The sequence below is a fragment of the Paenibacillus sp. MAEPY2 genome (assembly GCF_000499205.1).
Lineage (GTDB): Bacteria > Bacillota > Bacilli > Paenibacillales > Paenibacillaceae > Paenibacillus > Paenibacillus vandeheii.
On the sequence record NZ_AWUK01000013.1, the window covers coordinates 293519 to 315028 of the forward strand.

The window sequence follows — 21510 nt, forward strand, 5'->3', positions numbered from 1 at the left end:
TAGGAGGAACGATAAATATGAGTCAAGAACAACAGACGTTATTACAACAGAAGATTACTTTTCACGGAGCAGGTGCGATGGCTGAAGCTATCGTGCGGGGATTGATCTCCCGCTTTGTCGTACGTCCTCAGGATATTACGATGCTGAACCGGAGCAACCAGAAACGTCAGGAGGAGCTCAGTACCCGTTATGCCGTACATACCGGAACGGCTGCACAATCGCTGGATCATCTCGCCGCTTCTCCAGTTATTGTACTCTGTATGAAACCGAAGGATGCTGCCGCAGCGCTGCGTGAACTTGGGCCGCTCCTGTCACCGGATCAATTAATCGTCTCCGTTATTGCAGGATTATCGATCCGTACGATGCAGACGCTCCTGGGGCGCAAGCAACCGATCGCACGCACCATGCCGAATACATCCAGTACAATTGGGCTTGGCGCAACCGGACTTGCCTTTTCTGAAGAGATTACGGATGAACAACGCAGTACAGTCATGACGATGTTTGAAGCTGTTGGAATTGTGACTATCGTGCCTGAAGATAAACTCGAAGTGCTCACAGGTATTTCCGGAAGTGGTCCGGCTTATGTATACTATTTGATGGAGGCCATGATTGCCGCAGGTATTCGTGGCGGCTTGTCCAGCCAGCAATCACGTGACCTGACAGTTCAGACTGTGCTGGGTGCATCACGTATGGTACAGCAAACCGGCATGGAGCCGATGAAACTTCGTAGTGATGTAACCTCCCCGGGAGGCGCAACCCAGGCAGCACTAAAAACGCTGGACGAGGGAGATTTCTTTGAAAATGTAATCGCAGCCGTCAACCGCTGTGCAGAGCGCTCACGGGAGATGGGAGCTGCTTTGGAAGGGGATTTAAAATGAATAACATGTGCACAGCCACATATCGTCTGCATGATGATCGTGCAGACTTCCGCAAGAAGGCTGAGTCCATTGCTGTCGGCATGACCGTTGGCAGTTGGACCGAATTGCCTCAGGCTAAGCGTGAGGCGATGCAGAAACATTTGGGCGAAGTCATCAGTGTAGAGATACATGAGGCTGAGGGCATTGCCCCCGGCGAACGTTACGCCGATATTACCATTGGTTATCCTGATGTGAATTTCAGCCGTGATATTCCTGCCCTGCTCGTGACGGTCTTTGGCAAAATTTCAATGGATGGACGCATCAAATTGACAAGACTTGGATTCTCGGACGGCTTCCTCAGCGCATTCCCCGGTCCCAAGTTTGGACTGAATGGTGTTCGTGATCTGTTGGGCGTACACGATCGTCCACTGTTGATGAGTATTTTTAAATCAGTCATTGGTTTGGATGCAGAGGAGCTGCGGGAACAGTTTATACGCCAAGCTCTTGGTGGAGTAGATTTGATTAAAGACGATGAAATTCTGTTTGAGAACAAGCTGACTCCGATCGAAAAAAGAGTCGAGGTTTGCATGAAAGCTGCCGAACAGGCACGCAAGGAGACGGGCAAAAAACTGCTCTATGCGGCGAATTTGACCGGACCTACATCACGCCTGAAACAACAGGCTGAACGTGCGATAGGTGCAGGAGCCAATGCATTGTTGTTCAATGTCTTGTCTTACGGATATGACGTGCTGCACGAACTTAGCAGTGATCCGGACATCAACGTACCAATTATGGCTCATCCTGCTCTTGCAGGTGCACTGTATCCTTCACCACATTACGGTATCTCGGCATCCGTCCTATTGGGACAACTGATGCGACTTGCCGGAGCGGATCTGGTGCTCTTCCCTTCCCCTTACGGATCGGTAACGATGCCGAAAGAAGAGAATATGGCCATTACAGAACAATTGCTGTCACCTGAACTTCCGGTCAGAACCAGCATGCCTGTGCCTTCAGCAGGTATACACCCTGGGCTTGTACCGCTTATTCTGCGAGACTTCGGCACCGATGTCATCGTTAATGCAGGCGGAGGCATTCATGGGCATCCTATGGGTACGGAGGCAGGCGGACGGGCATTCTTACAGGCTATTGAAGCAGCCCAGCGCTCCATTCCACTGGCACAGTATGCTGCCGAACATCCAGAACTGAAAAGTGCACTGGATCTGTGGGGTGGCGAACGATGAGAAGTGATAAAAAAACGGTCATTTTCTGTGATTTTGATGGCACCATCACCCTCTCGGACAATATCGTAGCGATTATGAAGCATTTTAAGCCTGAAGGTATTGAAGCGATTATGAAAGATACAATTGAACAGCGAATTTCCCTCCGTGAAGGTGTTGGAGCGATGTTCGCACTGTTGCCTTCTTCACAGAAAGACGAGATTGTGGAATTTGTACTTGGACAGGCTGGCATCCGAGAAGGGTTCAGCGAATTTCTTGCATATGTTCAAGACGAAGGCATTGAATTCAATGTCACCAGCGGCGGAATGGACTTTTTTATCGCGCCTTTGCTTGCTCCATTCGATATTCCAAAGGATCACATTTATTGTAACGGGGCGGATTTCACAGATGAATTCATCCGTATTGAATGGCCTAATCCATGTCAGCCTCCTTGTGAGAACGGCTGCGGCATGTGTAAAACGACGGTAATTCGTACATTCCCTGAAGAACAATATAATCGTATCCTTATTGGCGACAGTTTGACTGATTTTGAAGGTGCCAAAATCGCCGATCTCGTCTATTCCCGTTCCATCCTGACGGATAAGTGTATCGAACTCGGTGTAGATCATGTCCCATTCACGACCTTTTACGATATTATGGAAGATATGAAACAGAAGCAAACACAAGGAGTGCTGTAAAGATGGGTTTTGAAAAGATTACATTGGAACACAAACGTCAGGTGCTTGACGAGTTGGCTGATATCAAAGCGTTGTTTGCCAGCCGTAACTGGTTCCCAGGTACAAGTGGCAACCTATCGATGCGTGTGGGCGACTTCGATCCGGAGCAATTTTACTTTGCGGTTACAGCTTCGGGCAAAGACAAATCTCTCCGCACACCGGAAGATTTTCTGTTTGTGGACAAGCATGGCAAAGCCATTGAGACCACAACCCTGAAGCCGAGCGCTGAAACGTTGATTCACTGCGAAATCTATCGTTTAACCGGCTGTGGCGCCGTGTTCCATGTGCATACCGTATTTAACAACCTGATCAGTGAGTTCTTTGGAGCAGATGGACACGTACCGAGTCAAGGAATCGAATTGATCAAAGCTTTTAACATCTGGGAAGAAAATGCGGAGATTCGTGTACCGATACTGCCTAACTTCGCGGATATTCCATCCATCGCTGAATTGGTACCAGGTGTACTTGACGCTAACGTACCGGGAATTTTGCTGCGTAATCACGGTATTTATGCGTGGGGTAAAGATGCTTTTGAAGCGAAACGTCATCTGGAAGCGTTCGAGTTCCTGTTCGAAGTGATGTACCGTCAACTTCTACTAAAGGGTGCTACAAAATAGCAATCATTCCATTCAAAATTAAGACTGCATAAAAAACACGCCAAGGCTGGTTTACATAGCCCCTGGCGTGTTTTTGGTTTATAGAAAATTCCCGTTTTCCAATACCGTTTGTGTACAGCTGCGAATGAATCCTACAGTCGATCATCCTGATCCTTGAATAAAAAGAGGCTGTCTGCTCCCTCATCATTCCGATGAATCGCACTATTCGCACTCGCCCCACGCTGCTTGCCGAACAACAGCTTCAAACCACCAAAAATAAGCAGTAAGGAAACAATGACCGTATTCACATACGAACGAATCTCGTACGTCATAAATACATTGGGGAACATCTCATTCAGCTGTGGAATGACCAACCGGATGACCAGATAATACAGACCCAACGCTGCAATACCGAATCCAATCAGTCGCTGGTGACGAGCCCAATCCTTAAAAATGGGTTGATCGGTCAGCGGTTCACGGCCGTAACGACTCGAGCACTGGAGTCCGTCAAAGAAACTATAGAACCAGATCAACGGGATCATAAACAAAAATACCGATAAGCGAAGCAGGTCCAGAATATAAATGCTGCCGAGAAACAGGAACATCAATTGCATGCCTCTTTTTTGCAGTCCCAGATACAGATGACCCGCACCCGGAAAAGCCGATAACAGCGTTGCAAGCACTTTACTGCGTCGTCCCGATGCCCTGCCCATCTCCAGTTCCTCGAACAAGGTCCGATCCTGCAACACCTCACCTGCCTGCTTGCGATGGACGTGCTGTACTGCATCAAACATGCAGTATACCCAAATGACAGGCAGAATGAGCAAGAACATCAGAAATACGGATTCATTCGTAATGGAAGCTACAAAAACCATCATGGCAAATGAACCGAAGAACGCGATCAGGAACGATAAACCGCGATGTAACAATCCGAGATGGAGATGTCCCAGACCTGGAACAAACGAAAGCAAAATCGTAAAAAAGCGTTCGCTATCACTACCTTTTCGATAGAGCGGTTGACCATACTGCCCTTGGGGGCTGCCATACTCACCGCTTTGATGCTGATGTATTCCTTCTTGGTCCATCTCCATCTGTCCCAGGTGGCCTTCCTGATCAGCGTATTCCTGATATGCCGCCCCCTGATGTGGTCCACTGTAATGTGCGCCATATCCATGGTAGCGGGCATCACTTGGAGATGGCGCACGGAGCAGAACGATAATCATATCCAGCATGCTGACACACCAGAAGAATATGGCACCCAAGGCCCCGAGAATCATTAATTCCCTTTCTCTCACCAGCATGGCCAGCATAAACGAACCAACAGCTGTCCCAAAAAAGAGTAATGGATAGATTACAGCTCTGGCAGGCCGACCCCAATAGAGAAAGCCCAGACCCGGAATCAGGTTTAATAGGAATGCAAGTAATTTGTTACGATCTGATTGCACAGTCGTCATCCTTTCTTTTCAGGCAATGCGAAACAATTTATGGTCTAGGCTTGAAGTGATCCAGCCAGGAAGTGGCTGCTTCCGTCCATTTTTCCGTAAATGACCCCCTGTGATCACCGTCCTGGAACTTATGATAAGGCGCTACCTTGTCAAACAGTCCCGAGGAGAGGAAGATTAACGTCAGACAAGCCGCTACCGCATAATGAAATACCTTGTGATCCATCCAGAGCCGGCTTCGTCCTGAACGCGATTTGCGCTTTGGCTTGGAGGGTTGCATATCCTTAATTTGATTCATGACCGAATCGGCGAAGCCTGCCGGGTCCTTCAGTTGTGGCAACTCCCGATGAATGCCGAGTGCTTCGAGATAGTTGTCCATCGCTTCTGGAACGTCCATAAGCACTTGTTCCATCATAGTTGCCTCGTTTGCTGTCATTCGGCCTTCAATATAATCAGTCCATTCCTGGACGGTATACATCCTTTTATTCCTCACGCCACTCATCCTCCTTCCAATGATTTCGAATCCACTGCCGGGCACGATACAGACGGGACTCCACGGTTTTCACTGCCACTTGTGCATCACGGGCAATCTGCTCATAATTTTTTTCGCTTAAGTAATACGCCGTAATAATGTCCCTGTGCTGGGCAGGCAGCTGGTTGATTCGCTCGCGCAACTTCTCCTGACGCTCTTCACGCACGAGGCGGGCAAGAACATCTTCTTCGCGACCGGGCATGTTCATTATTTTTTCTTCTCCGCCCAGATCCTCAGCGCTTCGTCTGCCCAGCTTGCGTTTGGCATCAATTGCTTTGTGAAAAGCAATTCGGGTTAACCACGTTTTGAAACCTTCGGATCGGTAATCGGGGAGAGATTTAACCATTTGAATGAACGCCTCCTGCGCTGCATCCTGTGCTTCCTGATCGTTCCGCAATACGGAATAGGCCACATGGTACACATGCTGGCTGTACTTTTCGATCAACAAGCGCATCTGGGATGTATCGCCTTGACGGATTTGTTCGATTAAGCGCGCTTCATCAATGACTCTCCCCTCCTCTCCACTACAATAGACGACAACTTGTTTGTTGACCCCTGCGTATTCATTCAATTTTTTATAAAAAGGTTGTGCATTGCCTGAAAAGGTCAGTTTCTTCGGGAATTTAACATGTCTAAATTAACATCTCTATAATCTAAAAAAACAGGCTCAGAATATCTTCTGGCCTGTTTTTGGTTATGCTGAATGAAATTATTGATTAATTTACTAACATGGATATTAACGTCCGCCGTTACGAAACCGCTGCGTATATGCCTTGGCATCCTGCACATTTTTCACGCGGTTACGACTCCATTCAAGCAGAATTCGGTCTATATAGCGGAAATGGACTTTACCAGCAAACACCGCTTCCTTCAATGCCATGAGAATAAGTTCCTCCTGATAGCGATCCTGATCCAGCCAGCTGGATATGGTCTCGCATTCCATCGGGGACAGCGGGCGACCAAACTCTTTTTCAAAAATAGAGAACATGTTTCGTTCTTCCTCTTCTTTTTGAACACTGTTCGAATCCGGTCGCAATGCATTACTGTCCAGCTGCTGCTTACGGGCAACGGCCATATCCTCTGCTGTGCATCCAGCCAGTTTGGCATATAATCCGTGCAGATCATAACGTTCATACTGAATGTCACGCTCTTCATCCCGATGCTCGTCAATGTGAATGTACCCGTCTCGCATGAGACGTTGCAGCATTCTTGCGATGCCTTCAGGGGCAAGCCCCATACGGGTAGCAAGCTCTTCAAGCGTTGGGAACTCATTAAATTCGACTTGCCGGAATCCAAACAATTGAATCAGCAGAAGAACCTCTGCGTCACTTAACCCGAGCTGATGATAGTAGCGCAATAAAGCATACGGGAGCTGCGCTGTCCCTGATGCCATACCGTAAGCCGCCCCATTCAACCAGGCTTTGGAGCCGATTTCTTCCATGGACTCGCGGTTAAGCATTAAGGATACAGACGGTAGAGCATACGTGGGAATGCAATCGTTTCACGTACATGATCCAATCCACAGATCCATGCTACCGTCCGCTCCAATCCCAGACCGAAGCCGGAGTGAGGAACCGATCCGTATTTACGAAGGTCCAGATACCACTGATAAGCCTCTTCCGACAATTGATGCTCATCAAAGCGCTGCTGCATCAGTTCCGGATCATCAATCCGCTGGGAACCCCCAATAATCTCTCCGTATCCTTCTGGTGCGATCATGTCTGCACAGAGGACCACTTCAGGACGATTTGGATCAGGTTTCATGTAAAACGCCTTGATTCCAGCCGGATAATGTGTGATAAAGACCGGTGTATCATATTTCTCGGCAATTGCCGTTTCATGCGGAGCACCGAAGTCTTCTCCCCAAGGAATATCGAAGCCTTGTCCATTCAGGAACTCAATCGCTTCATCATACGTAATGCGCGGGAATGGAGCAACAATGTTCTCAAGCTTGGATACATCACGTCCGATGGACTCCAGTTCAGCACGGCAGTTTTTCAGAACCGTTTGAACCACGTGAGCAATAAACTTCTCTTGCACCCGCAGGCTCTCCTCGTGATCTACAAAAGCCATCTCCGGCTCAATCATCCAGAACTCGATCAGGTGACGACGTGTTTTGGATTTCTCAGCACGGAATGTAGGTCCGAAGGAATACACTTTACCCAGTGCCATCGCTGCAGCTTCCATATAGAGCTGTCCACTTTGTGTCAGGTAAGCATCTTCATCAAAGTATTTGATGTGGAACAGGTTCGTTGTTCCTTCAGCAGATGAAGGGGTAAGAATCGGAGGATCAACCTGTGTGAATCCGTTACCATCAAAGAACTGCTGAACAGCGCGGATAATCTCAGCACGAATAACCATAATCGCACGTTGTTTCGTCGAACGCAGCCACAGATGGCGATGATCCATCAGGAAGTCTACCCCATGCTCTTTCGGAGTAATTGGATAATTTTCAGTCAGATGGATAATTTCCACGCCAGTAACCGTCATCTCATAACCAGATGCACTGCGGGGCTCTTCGCGGATAATACCTGTTACATACAATGAACTTTCTTGAGTCAGGCTCTTGGCAGCATTCCAGATATCTTCACTGACTTCGCTCTTAACCACTACCCCTTGAATATATCCGGTTCCATCACGCAGTTGCAAAAATTGAATTTTGCCGCTGGAACGTTTGTTGTTAATCCAGGCGCCGATCCTAACCGTCTCGCCCACATGCTCACTCACATTACGAATTACACAATCCGTACTCATGCACATATCTCTCCTTGGAATCCTGAATTTGAAAATGCAGCGGGCAGGCATATGCCTGTCCCCTGCACTTCCTTGTCATGCTATATTCACTTTACAATTAGATTACAGAGAATTCAATACGATTCGGTGTGTATCTCTTGCAATTACCAATTCTTCGTTCGTAGGAACGACGAGAACGTCCACTTTGGAATTTGCGGTTGTGATACGACGTGGTTCTCCCGAGCGAATCGCATTTAGCGCTTCATCCAGTTCAACGCCCAGGTACGTGAGCTGCTCACATACTTTTTGGCGAAGAATAACGGAGTTTTCACCTACACCAGCCGTAAATACAATCACGTCTACACCGTTCATTGCTGCTGCATAAGAACCGATGTATTTACGCAGACGGTATTCATACATCTCGAATGCAAGCGTGGAGTTGGCATCGCCAGCCTCCATACCCTCCGTAATTTCACGCATGTCGCTGCTGATGCCGGAGATTGCAAGAAGTCCGCTATGTTTGTTCAACATGGAGTTTACTTCGCTCACGCTTAGTTCTTCCTTGTTCATTACATAAGGTACAATTGCCGGATCAAGGTCACCACTACGTGTTCCCATCATCAATCCTTCGAGTGGAGTCATCCCCATGGAAGTATCTACGGATACGCCGCCCTGCACAGCAGTTACGCTACCACCATTACCGACGTGGCATGTGATGATCTTCAGATCTTCCAATGGACGATCCAGGTATTCAGCTGCTGCCTTGCTTACGTAATCATGGGAAGTACCATGTGCGCCATAGCGACGAACCTTATACTTTTTGTAGAGCACACGTGGAATGGCATACAGATATGCTTTTTCCGGCATCGTTTGATGGAAAGCCGTATCAAAGACCATGACCTGTGGTACGCCCGGCATATTCGCTTCAGCCGCACGAATACCCATCATTGCTGCAGGGTTATGCAGTGGAGCCAGATCGAACAGGCGGCGGATTTCTGCTTTGGAAGCAGTATCGACCAAGGCCGATTCCTTAAATGCTTCACCACCATGAACCACACGATGTCCAACAGCCTGGATTTCATCCACAGAACCGAGCACACCGTTTTCTTTGTCTGTCAGGATGTCAATAACTTTACGAATCGCTGTTGTATGTTCCAAAATTTCGCTAACTTCGGTAACATCCTCACGGCCCGTTGGTTTGTGCGTCAGAATGGAAGAATCCATCCCGATCCGTTCTACCAGACCTTTTGCCAATACGGATTCATCCGTCATGTTATACAATTGATATTTGAGCGAGGAACTCCCCGCATTAATTACGAGTACTTTCACAGCCGATCACCATCCTTGTCGTACTTGAAGAATCCTTCGCCTGTTTTGACACCCAGGTGTCCTGCACGCACCATTTTTTTCAGGACCGTGGAAGGACGATATTTCAACTCACCGAATTCACGGAACATTCTTTCGAGTGCAGCTTCTACCGAATCCAGTCCGAAACGGTCTGCCATCTCAAGCGGTCCGTGCTGGAAGTTATATCCGATACGCATGGCGTCATCAATATCTTCAGCGGAAGCGACACCTTCCTGCAATACATGCAGTGCTTCGTTAATCAAAAGACAGATCAGTCTGGACGTAACAAATCCAGGCGATTCATAGATCATAACGCCTTTTTTGTCTGCTACTTCTTCCACAAAACGTCTAGTTTCTTCAAATGTGGAATCTGAGGTTTTCAGACCACGAATAATCTCTACAAGATCAACCCGGGAAACCGGGTGAATAAAGTGCATACCAATAACACGCTCTGGGAATTTGGTCGAGCTTGCAAGCTCAGTCAAACTCAGCGTGGATGTATTACTTGCAAGAATAACGTTGCTTGGGCAAACTTGGTCGAGTTGACTAAATACCGCTTTTTTCGCGTCCAGATCTTCGGAAATGGTCTCAATAACCATATCGCAAGATCCGAGTTCAGCCAAATGAGCAACTTTGGTAATACGGGAGAGAATCAATTTCTTCTCCGCTTTCGTAATAGCCCATTTCTCCAGTTGTTTGTCAAGATTGGTCTCAATCATGTTATATGCATGATCCAGCTTCTCCGTCGTATGCTCCACCAGAAGCACATCAAGTCCTTTGGCTGCAAGCATCTGGGAAATACCTTGTCCCATCGTGCCGCCGCCGACAACTCCTATCTTTTTGAAAAACATGGTTCTGCTCCATCCTTTCGGTTCTCTATTTCTCTATTGTACCCTGTTCGCCGAAAATTACAAATTTCGACCCAACATATAATAATATCTTAGCACGAGTGAAATGTAAAAAAAAATAACCGACATAAATAAATTATGCCGGTAGAAGGGCGCTGTCACGAAATTGACAACGAAATTGATCGCCAGACAACACTTCTTCCCTGAGCAGCGTGTCGAGGGAATTGTCGAATATTGTCCGCTGTTCTTCAAGCAATTGTTTGGTCTGTTCCATCAGGTCTTGCAGGATCAATTTGTTCTCCCGCATCAATTCTTCCGTCGTTACCATATCCATATTAACAATACCCAACGAAGTAAGTCCTGAAGCCATCATCGTCTGTACCACATTCGTTGCTTGTTCAAAGTCATTACGTGATCCTGTACTGCGTCCACCGTAATACATTTCCTCTGCTGCCGCACCACCGAGGGCAATCATGATCTGCTCTTCCAGGAAACGCTTTGTGTACAGAAATTGTTCTTGCTGCGGGTTATGACGTACATATCCCAGTGCCTGTCCACGCGGACTGAGTGCCACCTGACTCACACTGCCAGGACGAACCAGTTCAGCCATAATGGCATGTCCCAATTCATGAATAGCCACTCTTTTTTTCTCTTCCACGCTGGATTCGCGGTCCGTCTTCTCACCCATCATTACTTTATCAATCGCAAGGGACAGATGACGCTGTTCAATGTTGAGCAGCCCGTCTCTCATCGCATAAATTGCAGCTTCGTTCATCACACTTTCCAGCTGTGCTCCAGAAAAGCCATAGGATTCTTCGGCTGTCTTCTCAAGATTTACCCCTTCCAAAAGAGGCTTATTGACTGCATGCAGCTCCAATATGTGTTTTCTGCCTTTTTTATCCGGCAAGTCCACCTGAATATGACGGTCAAAACGTCCTGGACGCGTCAGCGCGCTATCCAGCATTTCTTTTCGGTTTGTAGCAGCGATCACGAGTATTCGCGGTGTTTCGGAAGAGTAGATGCCATCCATTTCCGTCAACAGCTGATTCAGCGTCTGATCATATTCACGCTGTTGTCCACCTTCCCGTTTTCCACCGATCACATCAATTTCATCGATAAATATAATGGCATTTTCTTTATTTTCTTTTGCAGCACGAGTTCTCGCATCCCGAAACAAATCCCGTATTCTGCCGGCACCCACACCGACATACATTTCAACAAACTCACTGCCTGAAGCAGCTACAAAAACAGAGTCGGTATAATGAGCAGCAGCTTTGGCCATCAAGGTTTTGCCTGTTCCAGGAGGACCTGTGAGCAGGATCCCTTTCAAAGGACGAATACCAAACTTCTGAATTTCCTCATGTCGAATGAGAAAATCAAGCGCTTCCCTCAGCTCCTGCTTCGCACTCTCCTGACCGCCAATTTCTTCAAAAGTCAGCTTGGACGGTCCTTTTTTCTTGCGTTTGCGTTCCTGACCCGCACCCACCGTAATTCCACCACGCATTTGCATCATGAGCAGCAAAGCTCCCACAATCATTGCAGCGATCAGAATGGGAATCATGTTTACACCGATAAAAGCGAGAAAGATAATTAATACGGGTACAAATCCAATGGCAATTTCTTTCGTCCATTTAGGCATTTGGCCACACTCCTATCTGACCGGGCACACGCGGCAGAATAATAAACTTGCTGGCATCTCCATCTCTGAGGCTGACATATACATTATTGTCATCCATGGCTGTGTTTACCTTGATCCCATTCGTAGCCATTTTAGACAAGGTCGGTGTAATCTCGGTGTATTCTTTGCTCTCCATAGCCTGAGCTACGGTAAACATGGCGCTACCCCACCAGCTTTCCAGCGCTTCGTTGGAATGATCCACGACATCCAGCTTCAACGAACGAGTGCCAATCAGGGTTTGTCCTTCTTTGTGAATATATTGTACCAACCTGCCCAAATCAACATCCGGCTGCAGATCGAGTTTCAACTGTACATCATTGCGGTTAATAGTTAATTGTACATCATTGACTCCATCGTACTGGGTAACCATCTTTTCAATTGGGCTTTGCACAGCCACATGACGATACACAAACCAACCTCCAAACAACACAACGGCTGAAATGACGGCAGTCAGAGCAATAGGCAATACTTTTATCTTCAAGTGAGTTACCCCTCCTATAATTTGGCCCATTCTATAGCTTGTAGGCAAGAATATGAATATGTGTACGTAAAGTCCTGTGATGTGTCTAAAAGGATTTATTTGTGTATGATGTATCCTTGAATACATATTTGAGTATATCACATCGTATATACAATATCTAAGGCGAAAATATGAATAAATTATTAATTTTAACTATTCAAATCCAAAATGATCAAGAAAACACGTCAAAGAACCGGTCCAGTCGGGTTTCCGTCTGCCGGTTCTTTACTGTATTCTTTTTAGAAAATAGTACGTCTGCTGATTCTAGCTATTCGGAATCGTATAGACCAGGTCAACCTGTTCCCCGTTACTAAAGCGGTAAAAGCGGTAATAATTGTGAGTAGCATCGTTATAATACACTTGCCATACATAGATTCCATTCACAACACCTGGCATGATTCGTTTGATCTCCCCGCCTGGAACTTCAGAGCTGAACCGATTTCGAATCTGTGCTTCAGACATGCCGTTCTTCAGCAGTTCACTGTGCACCGCATTGGTCCCCGTCACAGGCTTGTTATTCTCATCAAACTTGATCCACACCAAGACATCCTGGTTATCATTATTTTTACCGATCAGGGTCCAGTATATGTTGTCTCCGCCGTCTTTTTGCCCCCAGACATACTTACGCAGGTCTTCGTGTGACGTAATCCCGACCTGTTCCTGGGCCGCCTGTATGGCCAACGCCTCTTCCTTGCGCTGATCCTGAGTAACATAGACATAATAACGCTGAAGTCCAAACAGAATCAGAACCAGGAGCAGCAGCGAAATCCATATCCACTTCTTTTTTTTCTTCAAAAGCCGAACTTCCTTTCCCTATGACGATGCTGTCCTTGGAATTAACGGGCAAGCAGACCGTCAAATGCCAGTTGAGACTCACGCAAAATACGCTCTTCATCCATCGTAAGACATTCGCCATGTTTAACCACTTGTTTACCATCCACCCACACATGCTCTACATCTTTGGCTGATGCCGAGTAAATGGTATGGGAAATCAGATCCGTATGCGGATAGAAATGGGCCTGTTCAATATTCAAGGCGATGAAGTCAGCCTTCATGCCTGTTTGCAGTGCTCCTGTATTGTTCAGGAATATGGATTTGGCACCATACGAAGTTCCAAGCAGAAGTGCTTCACCTGCTGGCACTGCGGTAGGGTCACCGGACACACCTTTGTGAATCAAAGCAGCAAGTCTCATCTCTTCAAACATATCGAGGTTATTGTTACTTGCTGGTCCATCTGTTCCGAGGGACACGGTTACCCCTGCTTTCAGCAGATCAGGTACTCGTGCAACACCCGAAGCCAATTTCAGATTACTGCCTGGATTGTGGGAGACTGCTACATCATGTGATGCAAGAATTTCGATCTCCTCATCATTCAGATGTACCGCATGTGCAACCAGAGATGGACGGGAGAAAAATCCTAGCTTCTCCAGATGTGCAACCGGACGCAGTCCGTAATCAGCCACGTTCTGTTCCACTTCACGAAGCGTTTCAGACATATGCGTATGCAAAGGCAGATTCAAGTCATGAGCAACCTGTACCAGCTTCTCTATGTAATCCGGAGGGCAAGTGTAAGGTGCGTGTGGAGAAATTACGGTTGTAATTCTTCCGTCTGCTTGTCCATTCCATTGACGGGCAAATGCTGCGGATTCTTCCAGCTTGCGCTGTTGTTCTTCCGCTGAGCAAAGTCCGATTACCCCTCGTGCCAGAGCAGCCCGAACGCCGGATTGTTCCACCACTTTTGCAACCTGATCCATATGATCATACATATCCAGAAACGCTGTTGTTCCACCTTTCAACATTTCAAGTACGGAAAGTGATGTGCCCCAATATACGTCTTCAGACGTCATTTTGGCTTCCATTGGCCACATTTTCTCCTGCAACCATACTTGTAATGCCAAATCATCTCCATGACCTCTCAGAAGCGACATGGCTGCGTGACCATGCGTATTGATCAGACCCGGCAAGAAGAGCAGTCCTTTTCCGTCCACCTTTGTCAGACTTTCGTCTCCTTCCGGCAAAGTCTCACCAATATGCACAATCTTGTCATTCTCGACAACCATATAACCTTGAACCACTTTCCAATTCGTGCCCTCACTCACTGCAAATTTGCCGTTGTGAATTACCCATCTATTTGTCGTTATCATCCTCGTCGTCCTTTCCGTTCTCCAAATAATAAGCAAGGCTAAGCAAATCCGTCGTAAAATCGGCATGATGAATGCGAATATGCGGCGGGGTCTTCAGGATGGTTGGCGCAAAATTCAGAATCGCTTCAATTCCTGACTCAATCAACTGATCGGCAACATTTTGGGCTTCCGTATCCGGAACCGTGATAATCCCTATACGAATGTTATCTTTTTTGACCGAATCCGTTAATTCATTCATCGGTTGCACCGTCAGACTGTTAATTTGACTTCCAATCTTCGGACCGAAGGCATCAAATACAGCGACAATCTTCATGTTGTCTTTGAGGTAGGCATTGTAATTGGACAAGGCGTGTCCTAAATTACCTGCTCCGACAAGAGCTACATTGATCTGCTGGTCTATTTTCAGAATATGGCGGATCTTCTCGATGAGATATGAAACGTCATATCCGATCCCTTTACGACCAAAGTCACCGAAGTAAGCCAGGTCTTTACGAATCTGAGCCGGATTCAAATCCAGTCTCAATCCAAGTTCTTGTGAAGAAACCGTATTGACTTCGCGCTGATGCAGTTCATTCAAATAACGCAAGTAAACAGGCAATCTACGCACCACGGCTTCCGAAATTTTATCTGATTTCATTCATTGCTCCCCCTTACCAAGGCCACGATAGATAGATGAAAAGAATGAGCACCCTGTCTAAAACGATGCAAAAAGATGACTGAATTAAACAGGATGCTCCTTGTTATATAATGGATAATTGCTTAAATTACTTCTTTAATCGCTTTACTCACTATTCATGAAATGAATGAATGATATTGCTCAATTTTACCGCCAAATAGTGGCTTCATGCAATCATATAAGCTACAGAGCATAGCTGTTATTGCTGTTCATCGGTTGGTCTCTCAAGCCATTCCGAAATGCGAGGAACCATCTGCTCTGTGAGCATGTGTTCCATTTTGGGACCTGGTAATGAATATAAAAAGTACTTACCATAATATGCTTCAATGACACGTGTATCGTATACAATCACAATACCTCTGTCTTTACCCGTACGAACCAGTCTGCCGAATCCCTGTTTGAAGCGGATAACGGCTTGCGGCACGGACAGCTTCATAAACGGATTTTTCTTCTGTTGTTGCAAAAGCTCACTCTTTGCTTCAACTAATGGGTGATTTGGTGGCTGGAACGGCAGTCTGACAATTGCAAGACAGGTCAGAGCCTCTCCAGGAATGTCCACGCCTTCCCAGAAGCTGCTTGTGCCAAGAAGTACAGTTGCTTTCGCATCTTGGAAGCGACGTGTAAGCTTGGAACGGCTGCCGCTGTCCACCCCTTGCCCGAGCAAAGAGATGTCATTACCTGACAAGGCCTCCTTAAGCGGGTCATAGACCTGGCGCAGCATGCGGTAGGAGGTGAATAACACCATCATGCGTCCACGAGTCGCGATAGCCGTTTCCGCGAGCGAATGCACGAGCATATCCACAAAGTGGGCATCACCTACACTGCCCTTCACACTTGGGAAATCACGCGGGATGACGAGCAGGGCCTGTTCGCGATAGTTGAATGGTGACGGCAGCATGGATGTCAACAAGCGGTTATTCTCGGCAGCTTCCTGCAAGCCCAGCTGTTCGATCATGAATTGAAATGACTTGTCAACGGAGAGCGTAGCCGATGTAAGCACAACGCTTTTCTTTTTATCAAAGAACATATCCTTCAATTGCGCACTGACATCGACAGGAACGGCATAGAGCTGCAGTGATTTACTGCGGAACTGGCCGCTAGCCTCCATCCAGTACACGGTATTGGCATCATCCATGCGCATGAAGAAACGCAGATTATCTTTGATCGTTGCCAAATCCTTGAGCAGTCCTGAGATATCCGTAATCAGACTATCGGACTGATAATCATCCTGATCTTCTTTCACTTCAAGCAGCAGCTTGTCGCCTTTACGAATCAAATCGCCTAGAGTTACATAGATTTGGTTTTCTACATCTTGCAATTCCTGCCATTTGGCAGGTTTTTGCGAAGGCTTCAGTCTAAGTGAAAATTGTCCAGTCTCGCCTGGAGAAGCATCGCTACGTTCAGGCAGCAGGCCGAACAGTGTATCGCTTAGTCGATCCCATATCTCCTTAACTTCAACGGCAAGCGGGAACATCTGATCAATCATGGAGCCCCACTGTACCGAATTTTCATGTCCCGACAATTGAGAACGAAGCATCGGCAGTTGGCCATTACGGCTATCTTTAAACAGTCGGGTCAATGTATGAACCAACGTAAAATATTTCATGTGAAGACCAAGATGCTTACCTGCTACATCCTCCAGATGATGTGCTTCATCAATGACGAGACTTTCGTAGGCTGGCAGCAGCTGATGTGCTGCTTTGACATCCGTAAACAATTTCGAATGATTCGTAATGACGATATCAGACAGCCCGGCTTCGTGTTTCGCCCGATGATAGAAACATTTGCGGAACCAAGGACAGGAGCGTCCAAGACAGGATTCAGACTCACTCTGTACCGTCTCCCAGAAGTCTCCTCCGCGCCCGCTTAGATTAAGCTCCTCGTCGTCTCCAGTCTCCGTCTGGGTAAGCCAGACAATCATCTGAGCTGCTGTAAAATAATCCTCTTTCGGTGTAGCGAATTCACGTTTATTGATTTTATGCTCAAACTTACGCAGACACAGATAGTGCCCACGACCTTTGAACACCGCTGCCTTGAACGGGAACGGAACCACTTGGGTCAGCATAGGAATATCCCGCTCTCTCAATTGCTCCTGCAGGTTGATGGTATGTGTGCTGACCATGACTTTCTGTTCCTGTTTCACACTTTCATAGATGGCAGGCAACAAATAACCAAGCGATTTGCCTGTACCCGTTCCAGCTTCAATCAATAGATGCTTCTCTTCATCCAAAGCTTGTCGTACACTGCTGAACATCTGAGTTTGCGCCTCACGCTCCTCATAATGGTCCAGCGTCTCCTTCAGGTTATCTCTAACCTGATCCATAAACTGCTCGAAACTTACGTTTTCCAGCGGGTTACCCTCCCGCTCATCACGTGGTGAACCTATATCAGTCCAGTCACTCACGTTCAGGGCGAGCTGGCGATAATACGTATGACCATCCAGGTCCTGAATCGGCTCTGATTCCTTCTCAGTACGCATTCCGTCGAAGAACCAACCCAAGTCACTATCTTCTGGCGCAAACAGATCACTGAGGCGCTGGATCGTGATCAGAGGCAATGCACGCAGCTCATCGAGACACTTCAGTAATACAAAAGCTGTCGCAAGAGCATCACTGTCTGCCTGATGAGGGCGGTCATGCTGAAATCCGAATTCTGAAGACACATATCCGAGTTGATAAGAGCCCAGTGACGGGAACGTGATCTTCAGGAAATCAATCGTATCCAGGATACGTCCGGTGAACGGCAGGTAACCGCAGCGATCGAGTGCATTTTGAAGAAAGTGAAAATCAAAAGCAACGTTGTGCCCAACAAGAACAACATCGTCGAGTAGCGGAACCATCTCCATCATCATCTCTTCCAATGAGGGAGCATCCGCTACATCTTCATCAGTAATACCGGTTAACCCCGTAATAAACGGAGGAATCGGTACACCTGGGTTCACATAAGAACTATATATTTGAGTTATGCTGTAGTCATGATCTATGATGGCAAGTCCGGCTTGTATAATCTCACCGTCGGACTGCGTGCCGGTTGTTTCGAAATCCAATACGGCAAATTTCATTGCAATGTACGGTCCCTTCCATTCCAGTCTATGTTACAGCATAGCAAAAAAAAGGGCATTTGAAAATTAACTGACAAAAAAGGCGGTGTCCCCTCCGCTATGCCAGAGGAGGGAACACCGTCTTTATGCCGCCGAATGGCCTTTAATTTAAGGCAGTCAGCTGATTTGCATATTGCAATTTTCCGCTGTTTAATCGACAGGCTTCCATGTTATACAGCGGTTCGGTCAACGTCGGGTCATACTGAAGCGCCTGCGCAAATAGTGAACATGCACCTTCAGGGTTCGCGAGTTTAGCCTCAATACAGCCCAGGACGTTACATACCAGTCCCTTCAATCTCGGCGAACCGTTCAGATGCATAATCCGCTGCAAGTGTATTCCAGCTTCCTCGGTTTGTTCCAGGTTAAGATGAGCAAGCGCCAGGTAAAATCGAGTCAATGCACTTTCCGGATAGTCGGTCACAACCCTGGAAAATTGCATAATAGCCTGCGGGTACATTTGCAGTTTGAAATAACCCTGACCGCGACTGAAACACTCCAGATGCAGTTCTGGCAGTGCGGTAACAGCTTCCTGTTCAGGCTCAAGGGAAGCGGGCTTATCTTTATCCAATTCCCGTTCCCTTACCTGGCTCATTTTTTCTTCAAACATCAGCCACTCATCAATCATCCCGTCACTCATCCGCTTTAGCAAATTCCACTTTTGCAGCAATTCCTGTTTGTTTAGGCCTTCAGCAGAAGGGTAGCGCTTGATAATTTCATCTAACATGTCGTTCATTTCTGCGAAAACATGCTGGAACATCGATGCATCCCCACCCTTGAAAAAATGGATTAGTGCAGTGACCTGTACTCATTTTTTGTAGAATGGGTCGATTTCATTCCCCTTACCAGTCGATTACATAATCGTTGCATGAACTTCGTGCTTCATCGTTTGCACTGGTTTATTCTGTCCATCCACAAATACAACTGTAGGTTTGTGATTATTTGCCTCTTCTTGAGACATCATTGCATATGAAATGATAATGACGGTATCGCCAGGCTGTACCAGACGGGCTGCTGCTCCATTCAAACAGATGACACCACTTCCACGTGGCCCTGGAATGACATAGGTTTCCAGACGGGCACCATTGTTGTTATTCACAATTTGTACTTTCTCATTTTCCATTAGATCAGAAGTTTCCATCAGATCTTCATCAATGGTAATGCTACCCACATAGTTCAGGTTTGCTTCTGTAACGGTTGCCCGGTGAATTTTGGATTTCATTAGTGTTCTAAACATGGGACAGCACCTCCGATTTTTGCAGTCTTATATTGTCAATCAATCTCGTTTTGCCGAATTTTACTGCAAGTGCGATCAGCAGATCGTCCCGGCCATGAACTTTTTCCTGATCCGCAAGTGGCTCCAAACTTGGAAAAGCCTGAATTTCAGCATAATCAATCACGGCCATTGGTGAACGTTCAATGTTCTGGCGCAATATGCCGCGGATATCCGCTGCTGTCATCGCCGTCCCTGCATCTACAGCTTCCTGTGCCACACGCAGTGCCTTGGACAGAACAAGAGCTTCCTGACGTTGTTCGGTGCTGAGGTACACGTTGCGAGAACTAAGCGCCAAACCATCACTTTCACGGACAATAGGACATGGTACAATCTCTACTGCCATGTTCAAATCGTTAACCATCTGTTGGATCACAGCAACCTGCTGTGCGTCCTTCATGCCGAAAAATGCACGCTGCGGTTGTACAATATTAAACAGCTTCGAGACGACCGTAGTTACTCCGTCAAAATGACCCGGACGGGAAGCACCGCATAAGCGATCCGTTAAACGGGAAACCGATACGGTCGTTTGTGTAGGCTGTGGATACATCTCTTCAACAGAGGGAATAAATACGATATCCACTCCTTTTGCACGTGCTGTTTCCACATCTCTTGCTTCATCCCTAGGGTAACTGTCAAAGTCTTCATTGGGACCGAATTGAATCGGATTTACAAATATGCTCAAAACCACGATATCACTTTGTTGTTTGGCCGCATGCATCAAACTTGCATGGCCTTCATGAAGAAATCCCATCGTAGGCACAAGTCCTACAACCGACTCTCTGGACTGAATCGACTGACGTTGCAAGCTAAGTTCTTGTCTTAATTCTGCGATTGTCCGTATCACTTTCATACGTTGGTCTCCACCTTTTCTTTACGTTGTCCGTACAGTTGATCTAGAACGCCGTCAGCAGCGGTAAATACATGCTCTTCGGCCGGGAACGAACGGTCCTTAACTTCTTTCACATAGGATTCAATGCTATTGCGAATCAATGTACCTACGTCTCCATACGTTTTGACAAAGCGTTTTGGCGTGTATGGGGAAGCATACTGAACCACATCATGGAATACCAGTACCTGACCATCACATCCTCTGCCTGCGCCTATACCAATCGTAGGAATAGTCAATTCTTCCGAGATCGCTCTTGCCACTTCTTCAGTGACCAATTCCAGTACAATGCCGAAAGCTCCGGCCGCTTCAAGCGCCTTGGCCTCGTCCATGAGACGTCTGGCATCTGCAGCATCCTTGCCCTGAATGCGATAACCACCAATTTGATTCACGGATTGAGGAGTCAGTCCAATATGTCCAAGAACAGGCACACCAGCTTGAACAATCGCTTTTACCGTATCTGCGATTTCGAGACCGCCCTCCATCTTGACCGCATGTGCATGTCCTTCCTGCATCAGGCGACGGACACCTTTGAGTGTCTCGTCCACGCTGCCATGGTACGTCATAAAGGGCATATCCGCAACGATAAACGTATTTCCCGCACCACGCACAACAGAGCGTGTATGGTACACCATATCGTCAATCGTAACAGGTAAGGTAGAGTTATAACCCAGCACCACGTTGCCCAGTGAATCACCCACCAGAATTAGATCGATACCTGCTTCCTCAGCCAATTGAGCTGTCGGATAATCGTAAGCTGTAATCATACTAAGCGGCACGCCGTCCTGCTTATATTTTTTCATTTTCACAATATTCAATGGTTGTTTGTTTGCCATTTTCATCATGGCTCCTCTCATCTTTTCAATTTAAACGCAACAAAAAAACCTTTTAGTTTCCACTAAAAAGTCCCGAAAAGTCAAAAAA

Annotated in this window: 21 protein-coding genes; 4 read left to right on the forward strand and 17 right to left on the reverse strand. The window is 46.9% G+C overall.

All coding sequences use genetic code 11. The features are described 5' to 3' along the window. Positions 1-17: 17 nt before the first annotated feature. From proC to mtnB, 4 genes are read left to right on the forward strand one after another with little or no spacing between them, the layout of a single operon-like run. On the forward strand, positions 18-878 hold the full coding sequence (gene proC, locus P364_RS0113325) for a pyrroline-5-carboxylate reductase (RefSeq protein ID WP_024630608.1): 861 nt from the start codon (positions 18-20) through the stop codon (positions 876-878). Beyond that, entirely contained in the window at positions 875-2098 is a 1224-nt protein-coding gene (locus tag P364_RS0113330) for a 2,3-diketo-5-methylthiopentyl-1-phosphate enolase (RefSeq protein ID WP_024630609.1), read from the forward strand. The genes proC and P364_RS0113330 overlap by 4 nt, the downstream gene beginning before the upstream one ends. Then, complete coding sequence (locus P364_RS0113335; RefSeq protein ID WP_024630610.1) at positions 2095-2772, forward strand: 2-hydroxy-3-keto-5-methylthiopentenyl-1-phosphate phosphatase; 678 nt, start codon at positions 2095-2097, stop codon at positions 2770-2772. Before P364_RS0113330 ends, P364_RS0113335 begins: the two co-directional genes overlap by 4 nt. A gap of 2 nt (positions 2773-2774) precedes the next feature. Next, positions 2775-3428 carry a methylthioribulose 1-phosphate dehydratase gene (gene mtnB / locus P364_RS0113340; RefSeq protein ID WP_024630611.1) on the forward strand — a complete coding sequence of 218 codons (654 nt, stop codon included), beginning with the start codon at positions 2775-2777 and terminating at the stop codon, positions 3426-3428. Positions 3429-3559: 131 nt separating this feature from the next. Here the strand turns inward: mtnB and P364_RS0113345 are convergent, their stop codons facing one another. The 17 genes from P364_RS0113345 to panB all read right to left on the reverse strand — a co-directional run bounded on the left by P364_RS0113345 (position 3560) and on the right by panB (position 21422). Further along, positions 3560-4852 (reverse strand): hypothetical protein, encoded by a 1293-nt coding sequence (locus P364_RS0113345; protein WP_024630612.1) that lies wholly within the window; start codon positions 4850-4852, stop codon positions 3560-3562. 37 nt (positions 4853-4889) lie between these two features. Continuing rightward, positions 4890-5342, reverse strand: a complete 453-nt coding sequence (locus P364_RS36170; RefSeq protein ID WP_024630613.1) for a hypothetical protein — start codon at positions 5340-5342, stop codon at positions 4890-4892. Continuing rightward, entirely contained in the window at positions 5332-5835 is a 504-nt protein-coding gene (locus P364_RS0113355) for an RNA polymerase sigma factor (protein ID WP_236642080.1), read from the reverse strand. The genes P364_RS36170 and P364_RS0113355 overlap by 11 nt, the downstream gene beginning before the upstream one ends. Before the next feature lie 282 nt (positions 5836-6117). Beyond that, positions 6118-6840 carry a DnaD domain-containing protein gene (locus P364_RS0113360; RefSeq protein WP_236642447.1) on the reverse strand — a complete coding sequence of 241 codons (723 nt, stop codon included), beginning with the start codon at positions 6838-6840 and terminating at the stop codon, positions 6118-6120. Continuing rightward, positions 6840-8135 (reverse strand): asparagine--tRNA ligase, encoded by a 1296-nt coding sequence (gene asnS / locus P364_RS0113365; RefSeq protein WP_024630616.1) that lies wholly within the window; start codon positions 8133-8135, stop codon positions 6840-6842. The genes P364_RS0113360 and asnS overlap by 1 nt, the downstream gene beginning before the upstream one ends. A 102-nt stretch (positions 8136-8237) precedes the next feature. Further along, positions 8238-9443 (reverse strand): acetate/propionate family kinase, encoded by a 1206-nt coding sequence (locus P364_RS0113370; protein WP_024630617.1) that lies wholly within the window; start codon positions 9441-9443, stop codon positions 8238-8240. Next, complete coding sequence (locus P364_RS0113375; protein WP_024630618.1) at positions 9440-10312, reverse strand: 3-hydroxyacyl-CoA dehydrogenase family protein; 873 nt, start codon at positions 10310-10312, stop codon at positions 9440-9442. The genes P364_RS0113370 and P364_RS0113375 overlap by 4 nt, the downstream gene beginning before the upstream one ends. A 133-nt stretch (positions 10313-10445) precedes the next feature. Then, complete coding sequence (locus P364_RS0113380) at positions 10446-11948, reverse strand: AAA family ATPase (RefSeq protein WP_024630619.1); 1503 nt, start codon at positions 11946-11948, stop codon at positions 10446-10448. Continuing rightward, positions 11941-12468 carry a hypothetical protein gene (locus tag P364_RS0113385; protein WP_024630620.1) on the reverse strand — a complete coding sequence of 176 codons (528 nt, stop codon included), beginning with the start codon at positions 12466-12468 and terminating at the stop codon, positions 11941-11943. The genes P364_RS0113380 and P364_RS0113385 overlap by 8 nt, the downstream gene beginning before the upstream one ends. Before the next feature lie 303 nt (positions 12469-12771). Continuing rightward, entirely contained in the window at positions 12772-13302 is a 531-nt protein-coding gene (locus P364_RS0113390) for a cell wall elongation regulator TseB-like domain-containing protein (RefSeq protein WP_024630621.1), read from the reverse strand. 41 nt (positions 13303-13343) lie between these two features. Further along, positions 13344-14648 carry an amidohydrolase gene (locus P364_RS0113395; RefSeq protein ID WP_024630622.1) on the reverse strand — a complete coding sequence of 435 codons (1305 nt, stop codon included), beginning with the start codon at positions 14646-14648 and terminating at the stop codon, positions 13344-13346. Continuing rightward, positions 14635-15288 carry a redox-sensing transcriptional repressor Rex gene (locus tag P364_RS0113400; protein ID WP_024630623.1) on the reverse strand — a complete coding sequence of 218 codons (654 nt, stop codon included), beginning with the start codon at positions 15286-15288 and terminating at the stop codon, positions 14635-14637. Before P364_RS0113400 ends, P364_RS0113395 begins: the two co-directional genes overlap by 14 nt. Positions 15289-15526: 238 nt before the next feature. Beyond that, on the reverse strand, positions 15527-18388 hold the full coding sequence (gene dinG / locus P364_RS0113405; RefSeq protein ID WP_024630624.1) for an ATP-dependent DNA helicase DinG: 2862 nt from the start codon (positions 18386-18388) through the stop codon (positions 15527-15529). A gap of 142 nt (positions 18389-18530) precedes the next feature. Continuing rightward, positions 18531-19184 carry a tetratricopeptide repeat protein gene (locus tag P364_RS0113410; RefSeq protein WP_024630625.1) on the reverse strand — a complete coding sequence of 218 codons (654 nt, stop codon included), beginning with the start codon at positions 19182-19184 and terminating at the stop codon, positions 18531-18533. 93 nt (positions 19185-19277) lie between these two features. Then, positions 19278-19661 (reverse strand): aspartate 1-decarboxylase, encoded by a 384-nt coding sequence (gene panD / locus P364_RS0113415; protein ID WP_024630626.1) that lies wholly within the window; start codon positions 19659-19661, stop codon positions 19278-19280. Further along, complete coding sequence (gene panC, locus P364_RS0113420) at positions 19654-20550, reverse strand: pantoate--beta-alanine ligase (RefSeq protein ID WP_024630627.1); 897 nt, start codon at positions 20548-20550, stop codon at positions 19654-19656. Before panC ends, panD begins: the two co-directional genes overlap by 8 nt. Further along, entirely contained in the window at positions 20547-21422 is an 876-nt protein-coding gene (gene panB, locus P364_RS0113425) for a 3-methyl-2-oxobutanoate hydroxymethyltransferase (protein ID WP_024630628.1), read from the reverse strand. Before panB ends, panC begins: the two co-directional genes overlap by 4 nt. Positions 21423-21510 lie beyond the last annotated feature (88 nt).